This window comes from Candidatus Kryptoniota bacterium (assembly GCA_036567965.1).
In the GTDB taxonomy this organism is placed as follows: Bacteria; Bacteroidota; Ignavibacteria; order Kryptoniales; family JAKASW01; genus JAKASW01.
The window spans coordinates 134,497-154,708 of sequence record DATCTN010000030.1 but is presented as its reverse complement, the minus strand read 5'-3'; the positions used below and the strand labels follow the sequence as shown (position 1 = coordinate 154,708).

At 51.1% G+C, this 20,212-nt stretch carries 13 protein-coding genes; 3 read left to right on the top strand and 10 right to left on the bottom strand.

All coding sequences use genetic code 11. From position 1 onward, the window contains the following. Window positions 1-354: 354 nt before the first annotated feature. Window positions 355-1,752 carry a PIG-L family deacetylase gene (locus tag VIS48_14315; GenBank protein ID HEY9167325.1) on the bottom strand — a complete coding sequence of 466 codons (1,398 nt, stop codon included), beginning with the start codon at window positions 1,750-1,752 and terminating at the stop codon, window positions 355-357. Window positions 1,753-2,041: 289 nt separating this feature from the next. Here VIS48_14315 and VIS48_14310 point away from each other — a divergent pair, with 289 nt between their 5' ends. Together VIS48_14310 and VIS48_14305 are read left to right on the top strand one after the other, a co-directional pair. Next, window positions 2,042-2,185, top strand: a complete 144-nt coding sequence (locus VIS48_14310) for a hypothetical protein (protein ID HEY9167324.1) — start codon at window positions 2,042-2,044, stop codon at window positions 2,183-2,185. A 132-nt stretch (window positions 2,186-2,317) separates the two neighbouring features. Further along, window positions 2,318-2,722, top strand: coding sequence for an SRPBCC family protein (locus VIS48_14305; protein HEY9167323.1), 405 nt, complete (start codon window positions 2,318-2,320; stop codon window positions 2,720-2,722). Window positions 2,723-2,936: 214 nt separating this feature from the next. Here the strand turns inward: VIS48_14305 and VIS48_14300 are convergent, their stop codons facing one another. From VIS48_14300 to VIS48_14280, 5 genes are read right to left on the bottom strand one after another with little or no spacing between them, the layout of a single operon-like run. Then, a complete protein-coding gene (locus tag VIS48_14300; protein HEY9167322.1) occupies window positions 2,937-3,110 on the bottom strand; it encodes a YHS domain-containing protein in 174 nt (57 codons plus the stop codon). Between the two features lie 58 nt (window positions 3,111-3,168). Continuing rightward, the gene (locus tag VIS48_14295; GenBank protein HEY9167321.1) at window positions 3,169-6,444 is read right to left on the bottom strand and encodes a CusA/CzcA family heavy metal efflux RND transporter; all 3,276 of its coding nucleotides are present in this window, start codon (window positions 6,442-6,444) and stop codon (window positions 3,169-3,171) included. A 1-nt stretch (window position 6,445) separates the two neighbouring features. Continuing rightward, window positions 6,446-7,897 carry an efflux RND transporter periplasmic adaptor subunit gene (locus tag VIS48_14290; GenBank protein HEY9167320.1) on the bottom strand — a complete coding sequence of 484 codons (1,452 nt, stop codon included), beginning with the start codon at window positions 7,895-7,897 and terminating at the stop codon, window positions 6,446-6,448. Beyond that, the gene (locus tag VIS48_14285) at window positions 7,894-9,189 is read right to left on the bottom strand and encodes a TolC family protein (GenBank protein ID HEY9167319.1); all 1,296 of its coding nucleotides are present in this window, start codon (window positions 9,187-9,189) and stop codon (window positions 7,894-7,896) included. Before VIS48_14285 ends, VIS48_14290 begins: the two co-directional genes overlap by 4 nt. Window positions 9,190-9,237: 48 nt before the next feature. Next, window positions 9,238-9,672, bottom strand: a complete 435-nt coding sequence (locus VIS48_14280; protein HEY9167318.1) for a hypothetical protein — start codon at window positions 9,670-9,672, stop codon at window positions 9,238-9,240. Window positions 9,673-9,945: 273 nt separating this feature from the next. Between VIS48_14280 and bshA the strand changes: the two genes are divergently transcribed. Then, window positions 9,946-11,094, top strand: a complete 1,149-nt coding sequence (gene bshA / locus VIS48_14275; protein HEY9167317.1) for an N-acetyl-alpha-D-glucosaminyl L-malate synthase BshA — start codon at window positions 9,946-9,948, stop codon at window positions 11,092-11,094. Between the two features lie 59 nt (window positions 11,095-11,153). Here the strand turns inward: bshA and VIS48_14270 are convergent, their stop codons facing one another. The 4 genes from VIS48_14270 to VIS48_14255 all read right to left on the bottom strand — a co-directional run bounded on the left by VIS48_14270 (window position 11,154) and on the right by VIS48_14255 (window position 20,176). Further along, entirely contained in the window at window positions 11,154-15,542 is a 4,389-nt protein-coding gene (locus VIS48_14270) for a hypothetical protein (protein HEY9167316.1), read from the bottom strand. A 22-nt stretch (window positions 15,543-15,564) separates the two neighbouring features. Continuing rightward, window positions 15,565-16,038: a D-glycero-beta-D-manno-heptose 1-phosphate adenylyltransferase gene (gene rfaE2, locus VIS48_14265; GenBank protein ID HEY9167315.1), complete on the bottom strand. Its 474-nt coding sequence runs from the start codon at window positions 16,036-16,038 to the stop codon at window positions 15,565-15,567. Beyond that, window positions 16,035-17,045, bottom strand: a complete 1,011-nt coding sequence (rfaE1, locus tag VIS48_14260; GenBank protein ID HEY9167314.1) for a D-glycero-beta-D-manno-heptose-7-phosphate kinase — start codon at window positions 17,043-17,045, stop codon at window positions 16,035-16,037. Before rfaE1 ends, rfaE2 begins: the two co-directional genes overlap by 4 nt. Window positions 17,046-17,167: 122 nt before the next feature. Next, window positions 17,168-20,176, bottom strand: coding sequence for a PAS domain S-box protein (locus VIS48_14255; GenBank protein ID HEY9167313.1), 3,009 nt, complete (start codon window positions 20,174-20,176; stop codon window positions 17,168-17,170). Window positions 20,177-20,212: the final 36 nt, after the last annotated feature.

Sequence of the window (20,212 nt, the reverse complement as noted above, 5' to 3'; positions counted from 1 at the left end):
ACGAATTCCCTTAAGTTCGCTCCAACTAAATGCGTCCAGCCATGGACGAAATTCTCTTCTGCCAAATCCAGATTCTTTTCCGGACGTAATGTTGCAAGTCCTTTGACGACAGAGCTGATAGTTTCCTCGACGCCCTCAACCATGATTTAAGTCAGAACACCTGATGCTCCATTACAATTCCCACCGACTACCACATCCCGCTCACCTCGCCAACTGTATCATCGAATGCGAGATGACAGTCATATCGATGCCGGTCGTTCCTCCCGCAGACGTCTCCATAGAAAGAAGCAGATAGCTCAATATCTGACACGCGAACTATGGACGCGCTACCCTGTGTCCATCCATTCGGATTACTCACTCAGCCATGACGTAAAACTTAACTGTAACTCTTCCGGCGGACTTACCTTCAACTTCGGCGCTCCAGCTTACAGTCTGCCAGGAAGATGCGTGAATAGTTGGGGCAATGAGGCGAACCACAACGGGGACATAATCCCTTGCGGGGATGATGAATTTTCCCTGAGGTAATGGATGGTGGGCGTACTGAGCCGAGTTGCTGTCAATGGCCCATCCGTTGGGAAGGAACGGGTGCAGGTCCATCGTAACCGGTTTGTCAGTGTTATTGCGGAGGATCAGCGGGATTGGAAAATCCTGGCCTGTGCCAACACCCAGCTCAGGAGACAGGAGCTCGGTCAACGATTCAAGGTTGTGGGCCGGCCAGAACCGGTTATAGAATGCCCAACCTCCTCCAAGTTCTATAGAATAATCAGGCGGATCTTTCGGCGGCTCGTACCCGCGAACTCGCGCAAAGCCGATCTGGCCTTGCACGACGTTCTCGAACACATCGCCTGTCACGGTGCCGCCCACCAGCGATTTCCCAAGTATGAATGTCAATGGCTCTTCATAGAAACTCAAATTCCCCGCCTGCAGGTCCCGATCCGGTTCTCCGTCATACTGAGTCCGGTGAAGTGACACTTCCTTCGCAGCGATGCGAGCATATGAAAGATGTTGTGATGGCGAGACTTCAGTCATGGAATATTCCGGACCCTTTCCTTTCAGGAAATCGAAATGAGAAGCATCTGTAAAATAGTAAAGCTTCTGAGGCTGCCATACATGGAGACCTTCCATAAGATTCGCGAACCACAATCTGTCTGCGGGGTCACCGATCTGCTCAGGGAACCATGTGGGATCACCCGCAAGATCGAACGCCTCAGTCGCCACGACACCAGAGGCCTGGTGGTCCTCATGGTTTTCACCGACGACAATATCCGGAAGCATAGTGATCACAACTGCGGGACGCGTTAGCCTGATGAACCGAACCACTTCCCCGAGGATATTGCCGTGGTTCCATGCCTCAAGCGACCGGAGAACGTCAGGAACTTCGAGCCACGGTGTATCAGGTCCGCGGAGGAACCATTCATTCTCAATTCCGATCGAAGCGAGGGCTTGTCGCGCCTCCATCTCCCGAATCTCCGCGAGGGATTTAGCTTGTTCATATCCTACGAGGTTCTGTCCGGCATCCCCGCGCGTAGTGAAGACCACTGCCACTCGCTTGTGTTCGTCCAGAACGGCCTTCGCGAGATATCCGGCGATGAGGGACTCGTCATCGGGGTGCGCGACTACTACGAGTATGTCAGCTTTCAACCTGTCGTCAGGAGAAGGACTGACGTTGGGTTGTTGAGCCTTGACCAGGCAGACCGCCAAAAAAATTTGAAGAATCACAAAAAGAAAATAATGATGGGATCGGCTGTTCATATGGTAATTCTCCTATATAGACCGCCATGTAAGCAGCGTGCCAGATGCATCCGGTCCACGCTAACTCGTGATTGCGATTGAATATAGCCAATGCGGGAAGATTATGTCACAATTCTGCAGTCTGGAAATTGAAATCCGCCCGACATGCGTTACCGCCAAGACGTGCTCGTGGATCAATTTCAACCATCTGAGCTATAACAATTTCTTCAATCCGAAAAAGGCGATCGGCTGTTAGTCATCTCTCGCCAGCCATCTTGCTTCAAGGGCTTGCGACATGCTGGGACAGGAAGTGGCGACCCTTGTAAATGAGACTAAACCCGCGGGCCGCCACGCGGTGACGTTCGACGGAGCGCACTCTGCCAGTGGAGTTTACTATTTTCGGCTTGTCGCCGGGGAATTTGTTTCATCAAAGAAGATGTTATTGCTGAAGTAGGTTCCCGTCCAATCGGCATCGGCCCGACGCAGCGCTTTCTCGGAACCGCGCCCGATATTGCAGCCTTAGCGGATGATCGTCCGTTACTACCATATCAATGAACAAGTCTGAGCAAACAGAGGAGCCACCTAGATGACAGAATCACTCAAGATATCAGCTACCATCCCTGCCTCACCGAAAGAAGTATATGAGGCTTGGTTGAGCAGTAAGCAACACACCGAGTTCACAGGAGATAAGGCGAAGATCGATCCGAAAGTCGGAGGAAAATTCACGGCGTTCGGAGACTACATCAGCGGCAAGAACACTGAGCTGAAGCCGGGCGTGTTGATTGTCCAGGCATGGCGGACTACAGAATTTCCCGCGGGCAGCCCAGAATCCCGACTCGAGGTGTCACTCGAGAAGGCCAAAGGTGGGACCAAGCTGACCCTGACTCAGACAAACATACCCGAGGGTCAGGGCGCACGATACAAGGACGGCTGGAAGGAGTTCTATCTTCAGGCGCTGAAGAAATATTTCACTGAGAAGAAAGAGAAGTAGCGCAACTGCCGGTGATTCGGAAATAACTAGAAATAGCTAGTGGCTGAGATTGACCACTCCGGTACTTTTGTAAGAGACGAGCAGAAGTAGACATTCAACTCGCCGACGCCTTCATCTCGTATCGTCAATCAAGAATATAGCGCGGTTTATTTCTTGTTCAGCAGGCTTCCCAATTTCTCAACCGCACCTTTCTGAACGCGCTACTGAGAGATCGTTAACTCATCTTGTGAGTGCGATCTTTTTCTTTATTAATATACTTTTCCGGTTCTTTGTCGAAGGCGACCTTGCAGCCGGTTGCACAAAAATAATATGTCTTACCCTTGTAGTCGCTCTTCGCGGCTGCTCTTTTCTCGTCTACTTCCATTCCACATACAGGATCACGTGCCATTCTAAATTCCCCTTTCTAATTCACGACAAATATTATAATCGTTAGATTCACTTTCCAGTTAGCTCTCTGGAGACTGCGGCCCCGCCTTCAGCTGTCTCGAGCGCCACAAATAGTAGATGACCGGGTAAACGGCGAGTTCGAGAAGCACGCTGGTAACGACTCCGCCAACCATCGGTGCCGCAATTCTTTTCATCACATCCGACCCGGCGCCAGTCGCCCACATGATCGGAAGAAGTCCGGCGAGTATGGCAGATGCAGTCATCATCTTGGGGCGCACTCTCCTGACGGCGCCTTCATGGATCGCTTCCTTCAGGTGTCCGAGCGTGAGCATCTGCCCCGCCGCTTTCATTTTGTCGTGTGCGATGTCGAGGTATAGCAGCATCACGACACCGGTCTCCGCGTCGAGGCCCGCAAGCGCGATCATTCCGACAGCCACAGCGACGCTCAGATTGTAACCGAGAAGATAGAGAAACCATATCGCGCCAACAAGAGAGAACGGCACTGCAAGCAGCACTATGAAAGTCTTGGCGACGGACCGGGTGTTGAGATAAATGATGAGGAAAATGAGGAGAAGAGTCGCAGGTATTACATACCCAAGCGTTTTCGCCGCTTCCTGCATGTTCTCGAACTGTCCGCTCCACATAACGAAGTACCCATCCGGAATTTTCATATGATCATTGAGGTACTGCCTCGCAGCTCTCACGTATCCGCCGATATCGGACGTATTCGCGTCAACGAAGACATAAATTGTCGGCTCGGCACCCTCAGTCCTCACGAACATCGGGCCCTGGTGAATGCTCATCTGTGCGATGTCGCCAATGGGGATCTGCGCGCCGGCGGAAGTGGGAACGAGCACTCGCTTCAACTCTTCCGGATTGTCCCTCTCTTCAAGCGCGTATCTGACGGTGATAGGGTATCGTTCGATACCTGACACGATCTGTCCGACAGGCAAACCGCCTATCGCGCTCGTGATGATGTCCTCCATGTCCTGGACTGTTATACCATATCTTGCCGCCTCTGCCCTGTCAATACTGAAATCGAGGTAGTTTCCGTATCCGATACGTTCAGCAAAGGCGCTCGATGTTTCGGGAAGTTTCTTGAGGAGGCCCTCGATCTGCTCTCCAATTGCCTGAAGAGTGTCGAGGTCAGGACCCATGACTTTGATTCCGACCTGACTCTTAATTCCCGTGCTCGACATGTCAACTCGATTCTTGATCGGCATCGTCCAAACGTTTGCGAGCCCCGGTACTTGCAGGGCGTCGTTAAGCGCCGATTTCAGTTTATCAGGCGTCATCCCTTTCGGCCATTCCGATTCGGGCTTGAGATTTACGGTGGTCTCGAACATGTCAAGGCCTGCGGGATCGAGCGCGGTGTTTGCTCTTCCCGCCTTCCCGATCACCGAAGTGACTTCGGGAAACTTCGTTATGATCTTGTCTGTCATCTCGAGGGTTTGCCGCGCCTGAGTCACCGAAATTCCCGGAAATGCCGACGGCATGTAAAGGAGCGTCCCTTCCCACAACGGCGGCATGAATTCAGAGCCGAGCTTCATGTAAGGATAAACTGTTATTCCGAGAATGATGACTGCCGCGGTCAGTACATACCACCGGAACCTGAGGACAAATTTGAGAACAGGCGAATACAACCTGACGAGTATTCTATTCACGGGATTCCTCCCCTCCGGAGGGAGCTTGCCCCTGATGAGGTACCCCATCAGTATCGGTACAGCGGTGATTCCGAGGAGTGCCGCCGCCGCCATCGAATATGTTTTTGTAAACGCGAGAGGCCGGAAGAGCCGTCCCGACTGTCCTGTCAACGCAAATACGGGAATGAAGGAGACGGTAATCACGAGCAGCGAATAGAATAGTGATGGACCGACTTCCTTCGACGATTCTGTAATAAGCTTCCATCTATCGGACCTGCCGTTATCGACCTCGATGTGCTTGTGCGCGTTCTCTACCATGATGATTGCGGAATCCACCATGGCTCCTATCGCGACGGCGATGCCGCCCAAAGACATAATGTTAGCGTTCAGTCCCTGCCATCTCATCACGATGAACGCCATGAGTATAGCGGTCGGAAGAGTGAGTATTACGACAAAAGCGCTCCTGAAGTGAAATAGGAACAGCAAGCAGACGAGGGCAACTATGACGGACTCCTCAATCAGTTTATCCTGAAGCGTGTTGATCGCGTTATTGATCAGCTCCGACCTATCATAAACCGGTACGATCCTGACATCGGGCGGCAGGCCCTGCCGGAGTTCTTTCAATTTGTCTTTGACGCCGTTTATTACTTGAAGCGCGTTTTGGCCATAACGCATTTCGATCACACCTCCAACGACGTCTCCTTCTCCGTCGAGGTCCGCAACGCCGCGTCGTGCGGCCGCGACGATCTGCACGTCTGCCACATCTCCAAGAAATATAGGTGTCCCCGCCGTGAAGCCCGGACTCGAATAATTTAGAGCGGACTGCAGACTCGCGACCGGATCTTCTTTCTTCATGCCATCAAAACCTCCGCCTGAACCCGTCTCCATTTCGGATCTTGTGGGTTGAGCGTTAAAAGGCGAGTCCTGAAACAATTTGCCTCCCCGCGAAACTCCAAGCGGTATCTCCTTCATATCGTCGAGAGACTTGATATATCCGAGACCTCTGATCATCAACTCGTATCCTGCGTGATCGATCACCTCTCCCCCGACATCGCTATTACTTTTCTTGATCGCGTCCACCACCTGCATCGGCGAGATGTGGTAGGCCAGAAGCTTTCTTGAGTCGAGCGTTGCCCTCCATTCTTTCACATAACCGCCTACACTCGCGACTTCGGACACGCCAGGTACTGCCGATAACCCGTACTTGAGATAGTAGTCCTGGATCGAACGCAGATCTGCGAGGCTTCGCTTGTCCGACTTGAGTGCGTACTGGTACACCCATCCAACCGGCGTGGCATCAGGTCCGAGCGATGGCGTGATTCCCTGCGGCAATCTGCTCGAGGCATAATTCAAGTACTCGAGGACCCGGCTCCTCGCCCAGTAAAGATCGGTTCCATCCTCAAAAATTATGTACACAAGCGAAAAACCGAAGTATGAATATCCCCTGACGACTTTAGCGTGAGGAAGAGAAATCAGCGACGAGGTCAATGGATATGTCACTTGATCCTGTACTACCGTCGGCGACTGACCGGGATAATCCGTATAAACTATTACCTGGACGTCGCTCAAATCAGGAATAGCGTCGACAGGACTTGAGCTCAACGCAAAATAACCCGCGGCAATCGCGAATAACAGAATCACGATCACAATAAATCTGTTCTTTATTGACCATTCGATTATTCCTGCCAGCATGTCACTTCTCCCGCTTCGTCGTGTCGTGATCCATGTTCTTCATGTTCATCCCAGCCAAGTTGTCGATCGAACCGCTTGAATTATTCTTGTCACTCGAAGTATTGACGTGTCGGTCAGATCCGGACATCGCGCTTCCGGCGGAGTTTAGATTTGCATCTGAATCCAGAAGGAACTGCCCAGATGTGACGATGGTGTCGCCAATCCGCAAACCATCGGTCACTTCGTAGAATCCATCAGCGTATGCTCCGAGCTTTACCTCTCTTATTTCGAATTTTCCTTCACCGATTGCCAATGCGACAACCTGCCGTGCGCCGGTGTTTATGACTGCCTGGGACGGGACAGCGATGGCTTCGTAGCTCACGGGCGAATGAATCGCGACGTTCACGTATTGGCCGATTTTCATCACCATCCCGGGATTGTTGAGCGGAATTCTCACTTTTACGCTCCTTGCAGCGGGGTCGACTTCAGGATAGATGAAATCGATTTGTCCGCTATATGAATCGTTGGCGTTCTCTACATTCGCAGGAGCATGCATCTTCAGGAATGGCATGTCAATTTTGAACACGTCTGCAAGGATCCATACCTGATGAAGATTTGCAACTCTGAAAAGAGACTGGCCCGATGAGATGTTTTGACCTTCGACGACACTCTTGTCGAGAATAATCCCGTCAGCTGGCGAATGAATCACAACTCTGTCGATTATCTTGCCGGTCGATTGGAGAGAATCGATCTCCGCATCGTTCATTCCGAAAAACTTCAGTCTTTCTCGCGCGCTTCGGACCAGCGCGCCTGTCTGGCCCAAATTTCCTTCAGCTGATCCTGAAGAAGAAGCTGACTCATTGAAGGCACCTGCGGAGAGAAATTCCTGCTCTGCGGAAATAAGATCAGGGCTGTAGATCACCGCAATAGGTTGACCTTTTGCCACTTCCATCCCCGTGTAGTTAAGGAAGAGTTTGTCTATCCATCCGCCGACTCGTGTGTTGATATCCGAAATGCTCTCCTCGTCGGCCATCACAACACCGTATGTACTAATCGTCCTTGTTAGCCGCCTGAGCTCAACAGGCGCAGTAACGACCCCTATGTTCTGAACCATGACCGGATCGACTCTGATGATATTCGGATTTGCTTCGCCTTCGTCCGCGTACCTGGGTACGAGATCCATGTCCATCATAGGAGATTTTCCCGGATGATCAAGATGAAGTGTCGGGTTCATTGGGTCGTACCAGTACAGCACTTTTCTTTCCGAATTCGACGAAGCGACTGATGTCGAGTCGGGCCTGGAGCTGTTGCCGCTGCCCGTCTTTTCGCACCCGTACAGGACGACTGCAGCAATCATAAATACAACGACGTAAGCGCTCAAGATGGCAGCAGTTGACTTCACCGTCCCGAGAATTCTGCCCGGTCCTCCTCCCATTTCCCATTTCCCTTCTTTTTCCTTTTCAGTCCTTTTCATTTCACACCTCTGTATTTTTCAGAACCCTCGCCAACAAGTTTCGACATGTCAGCCAAAGCCGAGAAGTACGCCGCTTCAATCTTGGCTAATTCGATTTTGGCATTAATAAGATTTGTCAGGTTGTCAATCACCATCGCAAAGCTTGTCTTCCCGACCGAGTATGACGACAACGATGAATTGAAGGTCGCATCATACTGTGGGATCAGCTCTTTCTCGTAAAGAGGGATGAGTTTTGTGCGGGCATCTGCGTTCGCATATGCGCTGCGAATCTGACTCAACAAATCCACTTCGGCGAGATTATACCGGGACTCCTGAGCTTTGCTCATGAACTCCGCTTCATCGATCAACTTCCTCTGTCTCGAGCCGTAAAAGATGGGGATACTTACTCCGACTTCGAAGTTCATCATGTTCAATGCCTTGGTTCCGTCCGGCATCAACGCACCGCGGTAACCGTAAGAAAAACCAAAACTGAAGTCAGGAACAGCGTCTCTCTTGGCATATTCTACGTTCGCCTTCGACGACGCTTCTGCATTTCTTATCATGCTCAGTTCCGGGTTGTTCGATTTCAAAAGTGTTACAAAACTTTCGGAAGCCGGCAATGGAGTCAGTTCAAGCGTGTCGACCTGGATCTGATAGGATGAGTCTACTCCGAGAATTGCCCCGAGGCGGGCAAAGTCTCCGGATAACATTGAATTCATTGTGATAAGGTCCGAACGTACCATCGTCAACTCGGCGCTCGTGCGGAACACGTCTTGTTCGGGCACTTGACCAACTGCAAATAGTCGTTCACTTACCTGCACCACACTTTCGAGAAGTGTCTCCTTGTATTTTAGATACTGGATCGACTTCTGAAAGGTGTAGATGTCCGCGTAGGTTTTCCTGAGTTCCGATACAACCCCAAGAGTCACGGTCGATACTCTATCGGACTCCGCGTCGAAGCCATATCGTTGGGCATCTCCCGCGGCAGCCAGCTTACCGAACCAGGGAATCATCTGCATTATCTTGAATTGTGGAAACATAGTCATCTGATCGGAATTCAATTTGAAATTTGACGGCACATTATCGGCCATTACCGACAGCTCCGGATCAGGAAGAGTCATAGCCGGACTTACTTTCACCTCTGCCGCGCTCGATTCATATCGGGCAGTTCTGATTTCCAGGTTATTCCCGATCGCGATCCCGATCAGGCTATCCAATTGTGTTTGAGCGACCGCGGATGCCCCAACGGCAAATACGATGGCAAAAACAAAATCAATATTCAGAATTGACAGTTTAAAATTGTGAACAGACATACTTCACCTTTGAGTTTGGAAATTAGAAACTACAGAAGGTGGAGTCTGTTAAATGCGGAGTACGGCTTGCGTGAGTGGAGGTGCGGGAGGGGACGAGTCTACCGGGATGACACCAAGCAAAGTAGTGCCACCAAGCTGGGTACCGGGCTGCACAGTAGGGAGCGTCGCAACCAAATGTGAGCTGAATATGTGAGAAGTCAAATCATTTGTCGCAATGAACGAGTCTGTCACCAATTTCGAGTTCACCTGCACCTGGCAACAATCTGCTCCGGACAAATGTTCGCGCGCGCTTTCCTGGTCCGACAGGGTCTGGTCCATGCAGCACACGTCTGGTGAGCTGATGCCGCACGAAGAAGCGTCCATTCGCGTGGAGCTCACGACTCTTTTTTCCATCATACAGAAGTACGAAGATACCGCGTACTCGACCTGGCCGGTGAGAAGTGTTAAAACGACAATGAGGTTCAGAATTCTATCTGTTTTCATTTCACTTAGTTATACGACAAAACTACACCGTATGGATGCACAATTAAGATGCCGAATATCACCACTAAATTCAAGGATTAAAAAACGCGATTTCAGGCCGTAACGATGAATTTCCGTCTCACGACCGACGCAATGTTGAGGCATACTGTCGCATTAGAGAACGGGAGTTCCGAAGAAGAATTCATCCAAGTAGCATTCCCGATTCATGGAATGAATAACGAGGTTGGATTGTTTAGATGAAGCGAGACGACTATTTTTTTGCAGGAGAATGTTGTGAAGATTGGAATCACCTGTTACCCGACATACGGTGGAAGCGGAGTAGTCGCGACCGAATTGGGAAAGGCGCTTGCGCTGCGGGGCCATCAAATTCATTTCATAAGCTATTCACTCCCGGCGCGGCTCGATAATTTTAGCGGAGATATCTTCTTCCACGAAGTGGAGATGTCTCAATATCCGCTTTTCGATTTTCCGCTATACACCGATTCGCTCGCGAGCAAGATGATAGACATCGCAAAGTACCACGACTTGGATATTCTTCACGTTCACTACGCTATTCCACACGCGACAAGCGCGTTCATTGCGAAACAAATCCTCGCCCCGACTAAAGACATAAAAGTCATCACTACACTGCATGGCACCGATATCACACTTGTCGGACTGGAACCGAGCTTCCTCCCGCTTGTTAAGTTTTCGATAGAGCAAAGCGACTACGTGACCTCCGTTTCGCGTTTTCTCCAGATGAAAACGCTCACGATGTACAACGTGGAGAAGGAGATCCATGTCATTCCAAACTTTGTGGACACGGACCGGTTCTCGCGCCAGAAGGATTGTCAATTCAGGATGCGCATAGCGCCCAGCGGAGAAAAGACACTGGTACACGTGTCGAATTTCCGTCCTGTGAAGCGCGTGCCAGATGTTATTCGAATATTCGATATCGTGAGGCAATCAATCCCGAGCAAACTTATTCTTGTTGGCGACGGGCCGGACAGGTCTGAGTCTGAGCGACTGGCTCGCGAGCTCGGGATTTTTGAAGACGTGAAGTTTCTCGGCAAACAAACGCTCCTTCCTGAAATCCTCTCAGCATCCGATCTGATGCTCATGCCGAGTCAGTCGGAGAGTTTTGGGCTGTCTGCGCTCGAAGCGATGTCGTGCAGTGTTCCAGTGGTTGCGTCAAGTGCGGGCGGACTCCCCGAGCTTATCGTCCACGGCGAGACCGGTTATGTCGCGGAGCTGGGCGACATTCAGCGGATGGCCAAATACGCGATCGAGCTGCTGAGCGACGACAGGAAACGCGAGGTCTTTAGTCAGCACGCGAGGAAGCGGGCCGTCGAGAAATTCGATACGAACCTGATCGTGCCGCAATACGAGAAGTTGTACCAGGAAGCACTGAGCGAATCGCGCACTTCCGTAGCGATCAAATAGAAAGCGTCAGTCGCACAGTCCTCCGCCGCTCCATCAGTTCCCCCACAAATCCGCGGTCTTCAGAAACTAAGCTGGTAAAAAACCTTCAGCATATTGATCGTTTCCCGCTGGTAGTACGAACGGTTGTTAAGCGACACTTTTCTTGAAGCTTCAATGTATATTTTGTTGCCCAGGAGTTCAGTGAGCGGGTAGTCGACGCTCACATCCGTATTGTTGATGTCGCTGAAGACCTGACCGCCGAGCCTTATGATTGCCGGTCCTATCTTCCCCGTTATGGAAAGATCAGGATCTGCGACGTTAGAGACGCTGGGATAGCGCAGACTCACGCTCTGAATGAACTTCAATTCCTTACCGAGCAGACTGGTGAGCACGCCCGAGAGTACCGAAGTTCCGGCCGTTAACATGCCTGCACCCGCCTGGCTCATCAGGTTGTCCGCAGCGCTCCGCCTCGTGGTTGATGTCAATTCGTCCTCGAATTGACCGAACACGATGAAAGAAATGGCATTGGTCTGCGCATCGCCCACGTACGGATTATTACCCACTGTCATCGAGATGGCGACGCTCGGAGAGTTGAATGTACCCGTGATCTTCAGAAGAACCACCACGGTCTCCGGTGCATGGGTAGCCGAAGTGTCGGCGTGTTCACCCTGGTACTGTGCGGTTATGTCAAGAGACGGGTTAAGTGGGTCACCGGTGAAACTCAATTTTCCCGTCGCTGCGAATTGCTTGTAGAAGGTATAATACGAGTTGGTCTGCACGCTGACCTCACCGTTTAGTACCATGGCCCCCGTAGAATTGGATAGATGCAATCTGCCACCGAGAACGGCGTACAGTTCCTCGTTGGTCGTTGAGTTGAAAATCAATCTCAGGCTGACATTGTCCTTTGTCTCGATCTCGAGGTCGTACCTCAAGCTGTCCAGCACGCTGCTGGAAGTTGAGGTGACATCAGCCTGAGGCTGTTGGACTTTTGAAGCAGATTTTTGTTCCGATGGGAAGGCGGGAAAATGGTAGACTATTTCCTGCACGTAAGCGCCTTCAGTTTTCTGGATGCCGACAAGTTTCAAATCAGCGCTCTGGATATTCATTGTCCCCTCGAGTCTCAGTTTTGCCAGGCTTCCTCCGAGTTGCAGCCCTCTCGAACCTGATCCCACAACAGCAACGCCGGAAATACCGCTCGTGATGTTCTGAGCCGCATTGTTAAGAACGAGAAGTGAGCCGCTCAAATCCACGCTTAATTCCTTTATAGTGTTGTCGGCAATTCTGAGGAACCCATTTGCGACCATCGTTTCCCCCCCTTCCGATGGGAGGTTTCTGAGAGTCACAGGCTTTAAAAGGATTCTGTCTCCGTTCCCTTCAAGGCTGCCGTCGAATTCATAATTTATATCGTTTGCGGCTAGCCTTATCTTTCCATTGTTTATTTGCATCGTTCCTTGAAATGTGGGTGACCTATAATTTCCGCCGAGCGCAAGGTCGCCGCTTACGAACCCGCGGAAGTCCTGAACACCGGAAAGGAACGGAGCCAGGAATGAAATATTGAGCGAGTCCGCAGTAAAACTCAACTGGAGACCGGATTCCGATTTTGCGCTGAGGGGAATTACGCCTTGGACTTTTAACGCGTCTCTAGAAGAGTCGGCTTCCTTCGACAATTGGGCATTAAGAGACATCTCGTCGCCCTCAAGCGCAAAGCTGCCGCCAAAAGTTTTTGCTTTCGTTCCGTTGTAAACGACGCCGTCGCCCGTAAAATCAGATGAGATATTTATTCCCTTCTGGGACTCTGTGATATCCGCGCTGCCGCTCAAGCTTCCCCCCAAAGCCAGTGAAGTGGTATCGAGTCGCGCCAGGCGTTGAAGCGGACGAAGACCGATGTCGTAAAACCTGATATGCAGGTCGGCACCACTGTCGAAAGAGTATTCACCCGCCAAGGTCAACCTTGTATCGTTTCCGTGCTGAGCCCCCTCCACGTCAGTCCAGAATGTCAGGGGATGTATGTGGAAAGTTTCAGGCAGATATGTTACTTGCACAGGGTCGTGTGTAACAAGCGAAAAGCCGTATAACTTGCCGAGGAGACTCCTCGTTGTGATCGAAATGCTGTCGCCTGCGACACGGCCTGAACCGTCGACGTAAAAATCGACAAGAGGTTCGACTCTTCCGAGCAGAGTAAAATTGAGACCATCACTACCGGTAGAATCACCGGAGGTATAGCTCGCCTTGATGATCTTCGCAGCAAGCTCTGTCTGATTTATCCGGAGAGCTTGGATGTTGCCGTCAATAGTCCATCGTCCATGGTCCCACACGGAAAAGCGATCGTCAGTCTTCATGTCGAACTGAATGCCGAGCCCGGTCCCGTTGACGGTAGTTGAATCCTGTGAATAAAATAGCGAGTCAGCAGATGCAGAGCCGCTTAGAAAGAAAGTCTGTGGTCCATAAGCAAGCATGAGATGGACGGATGGGTTGCCGGAGACCTGCGCATGCGGAAGAAATTGATTAATGAGACGCGCGTCTTTTACTTTCAAATCGACCGAGGCCGAAACACTCTTAATGTCGCTCAATTCTTCTGTCGTGCTGTCATGCTTTGCGAGCAGGCGGCCGGAGAGACTGTCTGCCAACCTCGAAAATATGTTCGACAGTTGTGACGGCAGCTGCAGTGGGACGAAGTCTCCTGAAATGTCCGCATCAACAAAAGGAGACCTTAGTTGAAATGTCTTGATCGGCTTCTCAGTGTTCAGCGAAAGCGTAAAGGCAGCGTCATTAAGCGCGAGGTTTCCGATAACTGAATTTTCTGTCAGCAAATAGACCCGCGTCTGAGACGAGTCCAGAGACAGCCCGTCTCCGGAAATTTCTAGAGTGCCAGTAAGGTTGCTAACGGGCTGAGACTGGCGCGCAAACGGTGCGACGTTCAGCTCGCTGAACGCAAATTTGCCGTCATAGCTCTCTGTCCTCGTGTTCAACAATGCGTCACCATCAATGTTGCCGTTTGAAGAAAGAAGATTCAGCCTGACCTTCACGCTGTCACCGAGTGAAGAAACGTTTATCGAAGATTTCCGGACAAAAGTGTCATCGTACTCCGACGAGTCGCACGTGATTGCGAATTTGCCGTGAGGAATCCCTGAGCCGCCGGATTGCAAATCGAAGGTGGCTTCCCCATCCAGTCTACTCTGTGCACCAGCTTGATTCAGGATGTTTGCCAGATTGATGCCGGAGAAACGCAGGTCCCCATCGTAATTCCCGTCCTGCAGCGTTGCATTTCCCACTACTTCAGAAGTACCTGCATCCAGCGAGATCCGAGCTTTCATCACTTTCGAGTTAGTCGATACATCGGCGCTCACAAGAATCTGTTTCAGCATCTTCATGTCCGGGAATCCGGCACTTCTCAACAAAGAATGTATCTCTCCAACGTTGACGGAAGCGTTACGCGTCTGAATTTTCGCGGAGAACGATGTGTCGACCAGGTTAAAGAAGTCTGCGTTAAGCGGCACTCGAGAACTGTCAGTGGAGAGGAGGAACTGCTTTACGTTGAGCGTATCGAGACTGCCGCTGACGTAAAAAGACAAATTCGCTGTTGACGGGGGGTCAAGGGGAAGGTGAATGAACTTTTCGACATCCCCCAATCTGACTTTCTTGGCGTCCAGACTGGCCGATAATTGTTTAGTCTTAAATGACTCGACGCCAATGGGATCCAGGAGTGACTGTTCCATAAGTGTGACATCGGCGCGAACGGAAGTCGAGCCGGATTTCAACACGAGCCCCGAAACTTCTGTCCCTCCCGGTGAAGTGAAGAAACCGAAGCGAAGAGAATCCACGACGAAATCAGCCGGATCCACCTTCAGGGAGAGGTCCACGATGTTAACGGTAAGATTCCTTCCATTTATGTTCGCATCTGCCGACATAAAAATCTTCGATGCAGTGAAATGTGCCGGGTCAAAGAACGGACCCGATTTCCGGTCGTGAGCCTGAGGATCAATTTCATCATTCGGCGCCACCGTTGAATCGTAGTACGAGAACTGGCCGTTTCTCAGGGTGAGCGACTTTAAGACTATCGTCCAGTCAAATTGCCCGCCCGAAGTCGAACGACTTTTTGAGATGTGGTCGACGTTCAGTGAACCGTCTTTGAATTTCGTCAGGTGAAACCGTGGATGAACCAGCTCAACGTGAATTGCATCAACCGTCTTTGCAACCAGCGAGAGGGGGAAATGGGAGACCTTGATTGTATCCACAAGTGCTATTGGTTCGTTCCCGTACATCAGGGCGGCGCCATCGATACTGAATGAACCCAGAATGCTCCCGTGTATTTCGCCCAGGTAAAGAGAAGCGTTGGTTCCGCGGTTGACGAGAGAAATCAGGATGGAACGCACCTGGTTATTGAAAAACGGTGTGAATGACACGATGAAAACGAGAAGAGGAAAGAGAATCAGAAAAACGAGAATCGAAAATAATATTCGTCTGCGCATGTTCGGCATCTGCCCATGCAGACTACATTACTTCGAGAATCTTTCTAATGATACTGGTGGTCGACCTCCCGTCGACAAACTGGATGGTGACGACTTTGCCCCCGCGGGCTTCTACCAAATCGCGGCCCACCACATCCTCCATCTTCCAGTCGGCGCCTTTGACGAGCACATCCGGCTTCACCAACTTGATCGTTTCATAGGGAGTGTCTTCATCGAAAATACAAACGTAGTCGACAGACCTCAGATTCGATACTACGAATGCCCTGTCGTCCTGGCCGACAACCGGTCTTTTATCTCCTTTGATTCTCTTCACGCTCGCATCGGAATTGACGCCCACTACCAAGAAATCACCGAGCTCCTTCGCGCGATTCAAGTATTCGACATGTCCCTTATGAAGAATGTCGAACACGCCGTTTGTAAAGACAACTTTCTTTCCCGCGGCATGGTGTCGATCGACTGCAGCTGAAACTTCGTCCCGAGAGAATACTCTGTTCATCCCGGCTCCAATGCGCGTGAGTCGTCCAGGACTTCATTGAACAATTTAATTCGGTCCACGGGGGCTATTCCAACCTCTCCGCAGACTATTCCGCCCGCGTGGTTGGCTATGACGGCGGCTTCTTTGATGTTCGCACCGCCTATCAGCGCGACGGTCAGCGTCGAGATAACTGTGTCACCAGCACCTGAAACGTCAGCGACTTCCCTCGCTTTCGTCGGGAGATGGACGAATTCACCGTTCTTTTCAACAAGAGTCATCCCCTTCTCGCCGCGAGTCAGGAGGACATTCTCGCAGTCAAGCCGTGACATCAACTCCTTCGCAGCGTCCACCGCTTGTTCATCCGAGCTGATGTGGCAGCCAAGAGCATTTTCGGCTTCCTTACGGTTTGGTTTAAAAACAGTAACGCCTTTGTATTCAAAAAAGTTATTCTGTTTCGGATCCACGCTGACGACCTTTCCATTCTTTCGGCCGAATTTTATCGCGGCGGAGAGAAGTTCTGCAGTCAGCATGCCTTTGTTATAATCCTCCAGAAGAATAGCGTCAATTCGGTCGGACATTGATTCCAGCAAACTCACGAACTGTGCCACCATGCTCCTCCCAATTTCGCGTCTTAATTCATAATCCATCCTGACGACATGTTGGCCATGGGCGATAACGCGGGTCTTGACAGTGGTGGGTCTGTCACCGTCGTTGAGGATACCTGCGTCAGAGAGTCCCATCTCGCGAACCAGTTCGCGAAGTTTTCTTCCGGAAGAATCGTCACCCACGACCCCGATCAGGTACGCGTCAGCGCCAAGAGACCTGATATTGTTTGCGACGTTAGCAGCACCGCCCAGCTTTGCAGATTCGCTTTCAACTTCAAGAACGGGTACGGGTGCCTCAGGGGAAATCCTCGAGACCACACCCCAGACATATTTATCAAGCATCAGGTCTCCGATTACAGCGACTCGCTTACCCTGAAAACCGCCGAATATGCCTTTCAGTCTTTCAGAAGTGAATCCACTCAACAGGAATCTCCATTTCCACCTAATTTAAGCCCGCCTTCACATAAGAGCAATCACACAAATCCCGTGTACGGAGCACCGCACACGGGACGTTGGGGATACTCTAGCGATGTCTCAAGAAGTTTTCACTCAGGTTCGTTCATAACTTCATACACAGTCTTCAGCAGTTTTTCACCGGTGAACGGTTTATTTATGAAAGCGTCGATCTGTTCGGAGAACGCGCCCAGCACCTCTTCCTGCAATCCGCTTGTCGCGATAATCTTCACACCGGTTTCTATCCTCCTCAACGCTGCGACGGCCGATTTCCCGTCGAGCACCGGCATCATGTTGTCTATGATTATCGTCCGGACATTGTCCATGTTCTTGACAAAGACAGCGATCGCCTCGGCGCCATCACCGGCGACAAGGACCTGATAGCCGTACGCTTCCAGCGTCGCCCTGGCAATTTCTCTGATTGACGATTCATCATCCACGACGAGAATAACTTCACCATGTCCGACATACTGGTCGAGATCGGCCTCCACACCCGCAGCGGCCTCCGCAAGTTCGGTTGCAGGAAGGTAGACTTTGAACGTCGTCCCTCTGCCGGGTTCACTGTAGACATTGATGAACCCGCCGTGGCTTTTGACCAGTGCAAGCACCGTTGACAGACCTAATCCGGTCCCCTTTCCGATCTCTTTCGTGGTGAAGAATGGCTCAAAGATCTTGACCTGAAGCCCGGGTGGAATTCCCACGCCTGTGTCCGACACGGAGAGAACCACATACTTTCCCGGCTTCGCGTCGATGTTGATCCTCGCGTAATCATCTGCGAGAGTGACATTTTGCGCCGTGAAAGTAAGAATTCCTCCGTCCGGCATTGCATCTCTCGCATTAACACTCAGGTTAAGCAGCACCTGGTGCAGCTGGGTCGCGTCACCGGAAATAGTCCAGAGATCCTTCGGGACATCGTGTTCGACCTTTATCAACTTAGGGAATGTTTCTGAGGCGATACTCATGACTTCGCGGATCACGTGCCTCGGCTGGAGGATGACGCGTTCGCCTTTGGCGCCTCTTCCAAACATGAGTACCTGGCGTACCATGCCTGCGCCGCGCTTGGCGCTCGATTCGATTGCGGCAAGTATTTTTTCGCTCTGCTCGTCGCTCACTCTTCTTTTCAGCGCGCGCACCGACATCATTATGGGTGACAGAACATTATTCAAATCATGCGCGATACCACCGGCAAGGGTGCCGATGCTTTCAAGCCGCTGTGCCCTCATGAACTGCGACTCAAGCTTCTTTCGTTCAGTGACGTCCGTGCATACTCTCATTATTGATTTCCGTCTGCCGTCGCTGTCGGAGAGGAGTTTCCAGCGGCAATCAAGGACGATCTCGTCGCCCGATCGATTTGAACGGATAACCTCGCCGGCCCATTCACCTTCGTTAATTGCTCTGTCACGCGCCTGTTGAATATCGGCGGCCATTTTGTCCCCGAATAGATTTTCGAACTTCTTTCCGATAACTTCCTCGCTGCTCCAACCGAAAATGCGTTCCGCTCCTTCGTTCCAAAAGGTTATTTTCCCGTCGAGTGTCTCGACAGTAATAGCATCTTGCGATTTATTGAGGAGGGCCGCTTGTTCTCGAATCTTCTCATCGGTTTGTTTGCGTTCGATTGCGGTAGCGACCTGACCAGACAGAAGTGAAAGAAGATTCTTCTCCGGATCGCCGAACCTTACCGAAGTTGAGAAGTTCTGAACTCCAAGCACGCCGATCGTTCCTGAGGCGGTTTTGAGAGGCACACCCAGCCAATCGGTGGGTATCTTCCTCTCGGCTGACGCAAGCATGTTTTCGCCGAGCTGGCGAGTTTCATTAATGGTCATGATAGATGGACCGCCGCTAAGCATGACCTGCTCATTGAAAGCGAAAAGACCGGGCTGGCTGTCGGGTGAACTGTAGATCTCGTTGACGTAGTAAGGACATTCAAGCGTGTTAAGTATGTTGTCGCGCAGCGCTATGTAAAAACTCTTCGACGGTATCAGAGGTTGTATGACTTCGTGAATCGCTTTGCAGAACTCACTCAGGTTTTCGGTGACACGAGTAATTTCGGCGAGGCGGTAAAGTGCGGCCTGCAACATCTCGGATCTCCGCCGCTCGGTGATGTCCCTTCCCACTCCGACAAAGCCGACGACCTGGCCGGTCTCAATAACGACCGTGAGTGAAAGATTGATAGGGACCGGCTGACCGGTTTTGGAAACGAAATCGACGTCAACCACCATTTCATCTTCTTTGCCCTTCAGTGCTTTTTCCTTGTAAGAACGGACCGGCTCCGCCTGCTGAATTAAGTCAAACAGATTCAGGCCGACCATCTCGTTTTCCTCGTAACCCAGAGTAGCCGCGGCTGCGCCGCGAACAAATTGGATATTCAGTTCCTCGTCCATCCTGAAGAGTATGTCGCTCATGAAAGTCAACGCGGACTTCATGGCGTCGTAAAGCGTGTTCACTATGATCTTGTGGCGAAAGACGAAATAGAGCGCGATCACCAGAGATAGGAGCGACGTAAAAATGTATAGCTCCATACTCTTCGGAAAGAACGCGAAGAATATGGATTCTGTAAAAGGGCCGGGGAGAAGAAGCAGAAGCAGCGCGAATCCGGCAATCAGAAGATTCGATTTCATTCCCTTGTCGGAAAAGCCTTTCAGGAACGTGAAGAGCAATGCTATCCCGATGCTGAACACGACCGACATCCAGGTGATTAGAAAGACGTATCCGATCACGGAAAAACCCGTTCCGGCGATTGTGGGCTTAGGTATGAGCCCCAACAGTTCGAATGTATAACTGAAGAGTCCCGCAAAGTAGACGAAGGCCACCGTCAGAGGTGACTGGAGAAGTTCCTCGCGGCGGACCATTATGATCATAAAGTGCAGAAAGAAAAACGGGAATAGGGCAAACAGAAATGCTGCGACCGAGCTGATCACGGGAGTCCACGGATTCCCCAGATGGAACGCGGAGAGAAATCCACACCCACCGAATATGACAAGACTGCCGACCAGAAAGAGATAGAACTTCACAATCAGACTTCGGGTGGCTCTGAAATATATGATCAGAGCGAGCAGGAGATTTGTCGCCGCATAACCTATCGAAACATATTGGTATAGCATACTGCCGCCTCCCTTAGGTTGGGTTCCTTCGATTCC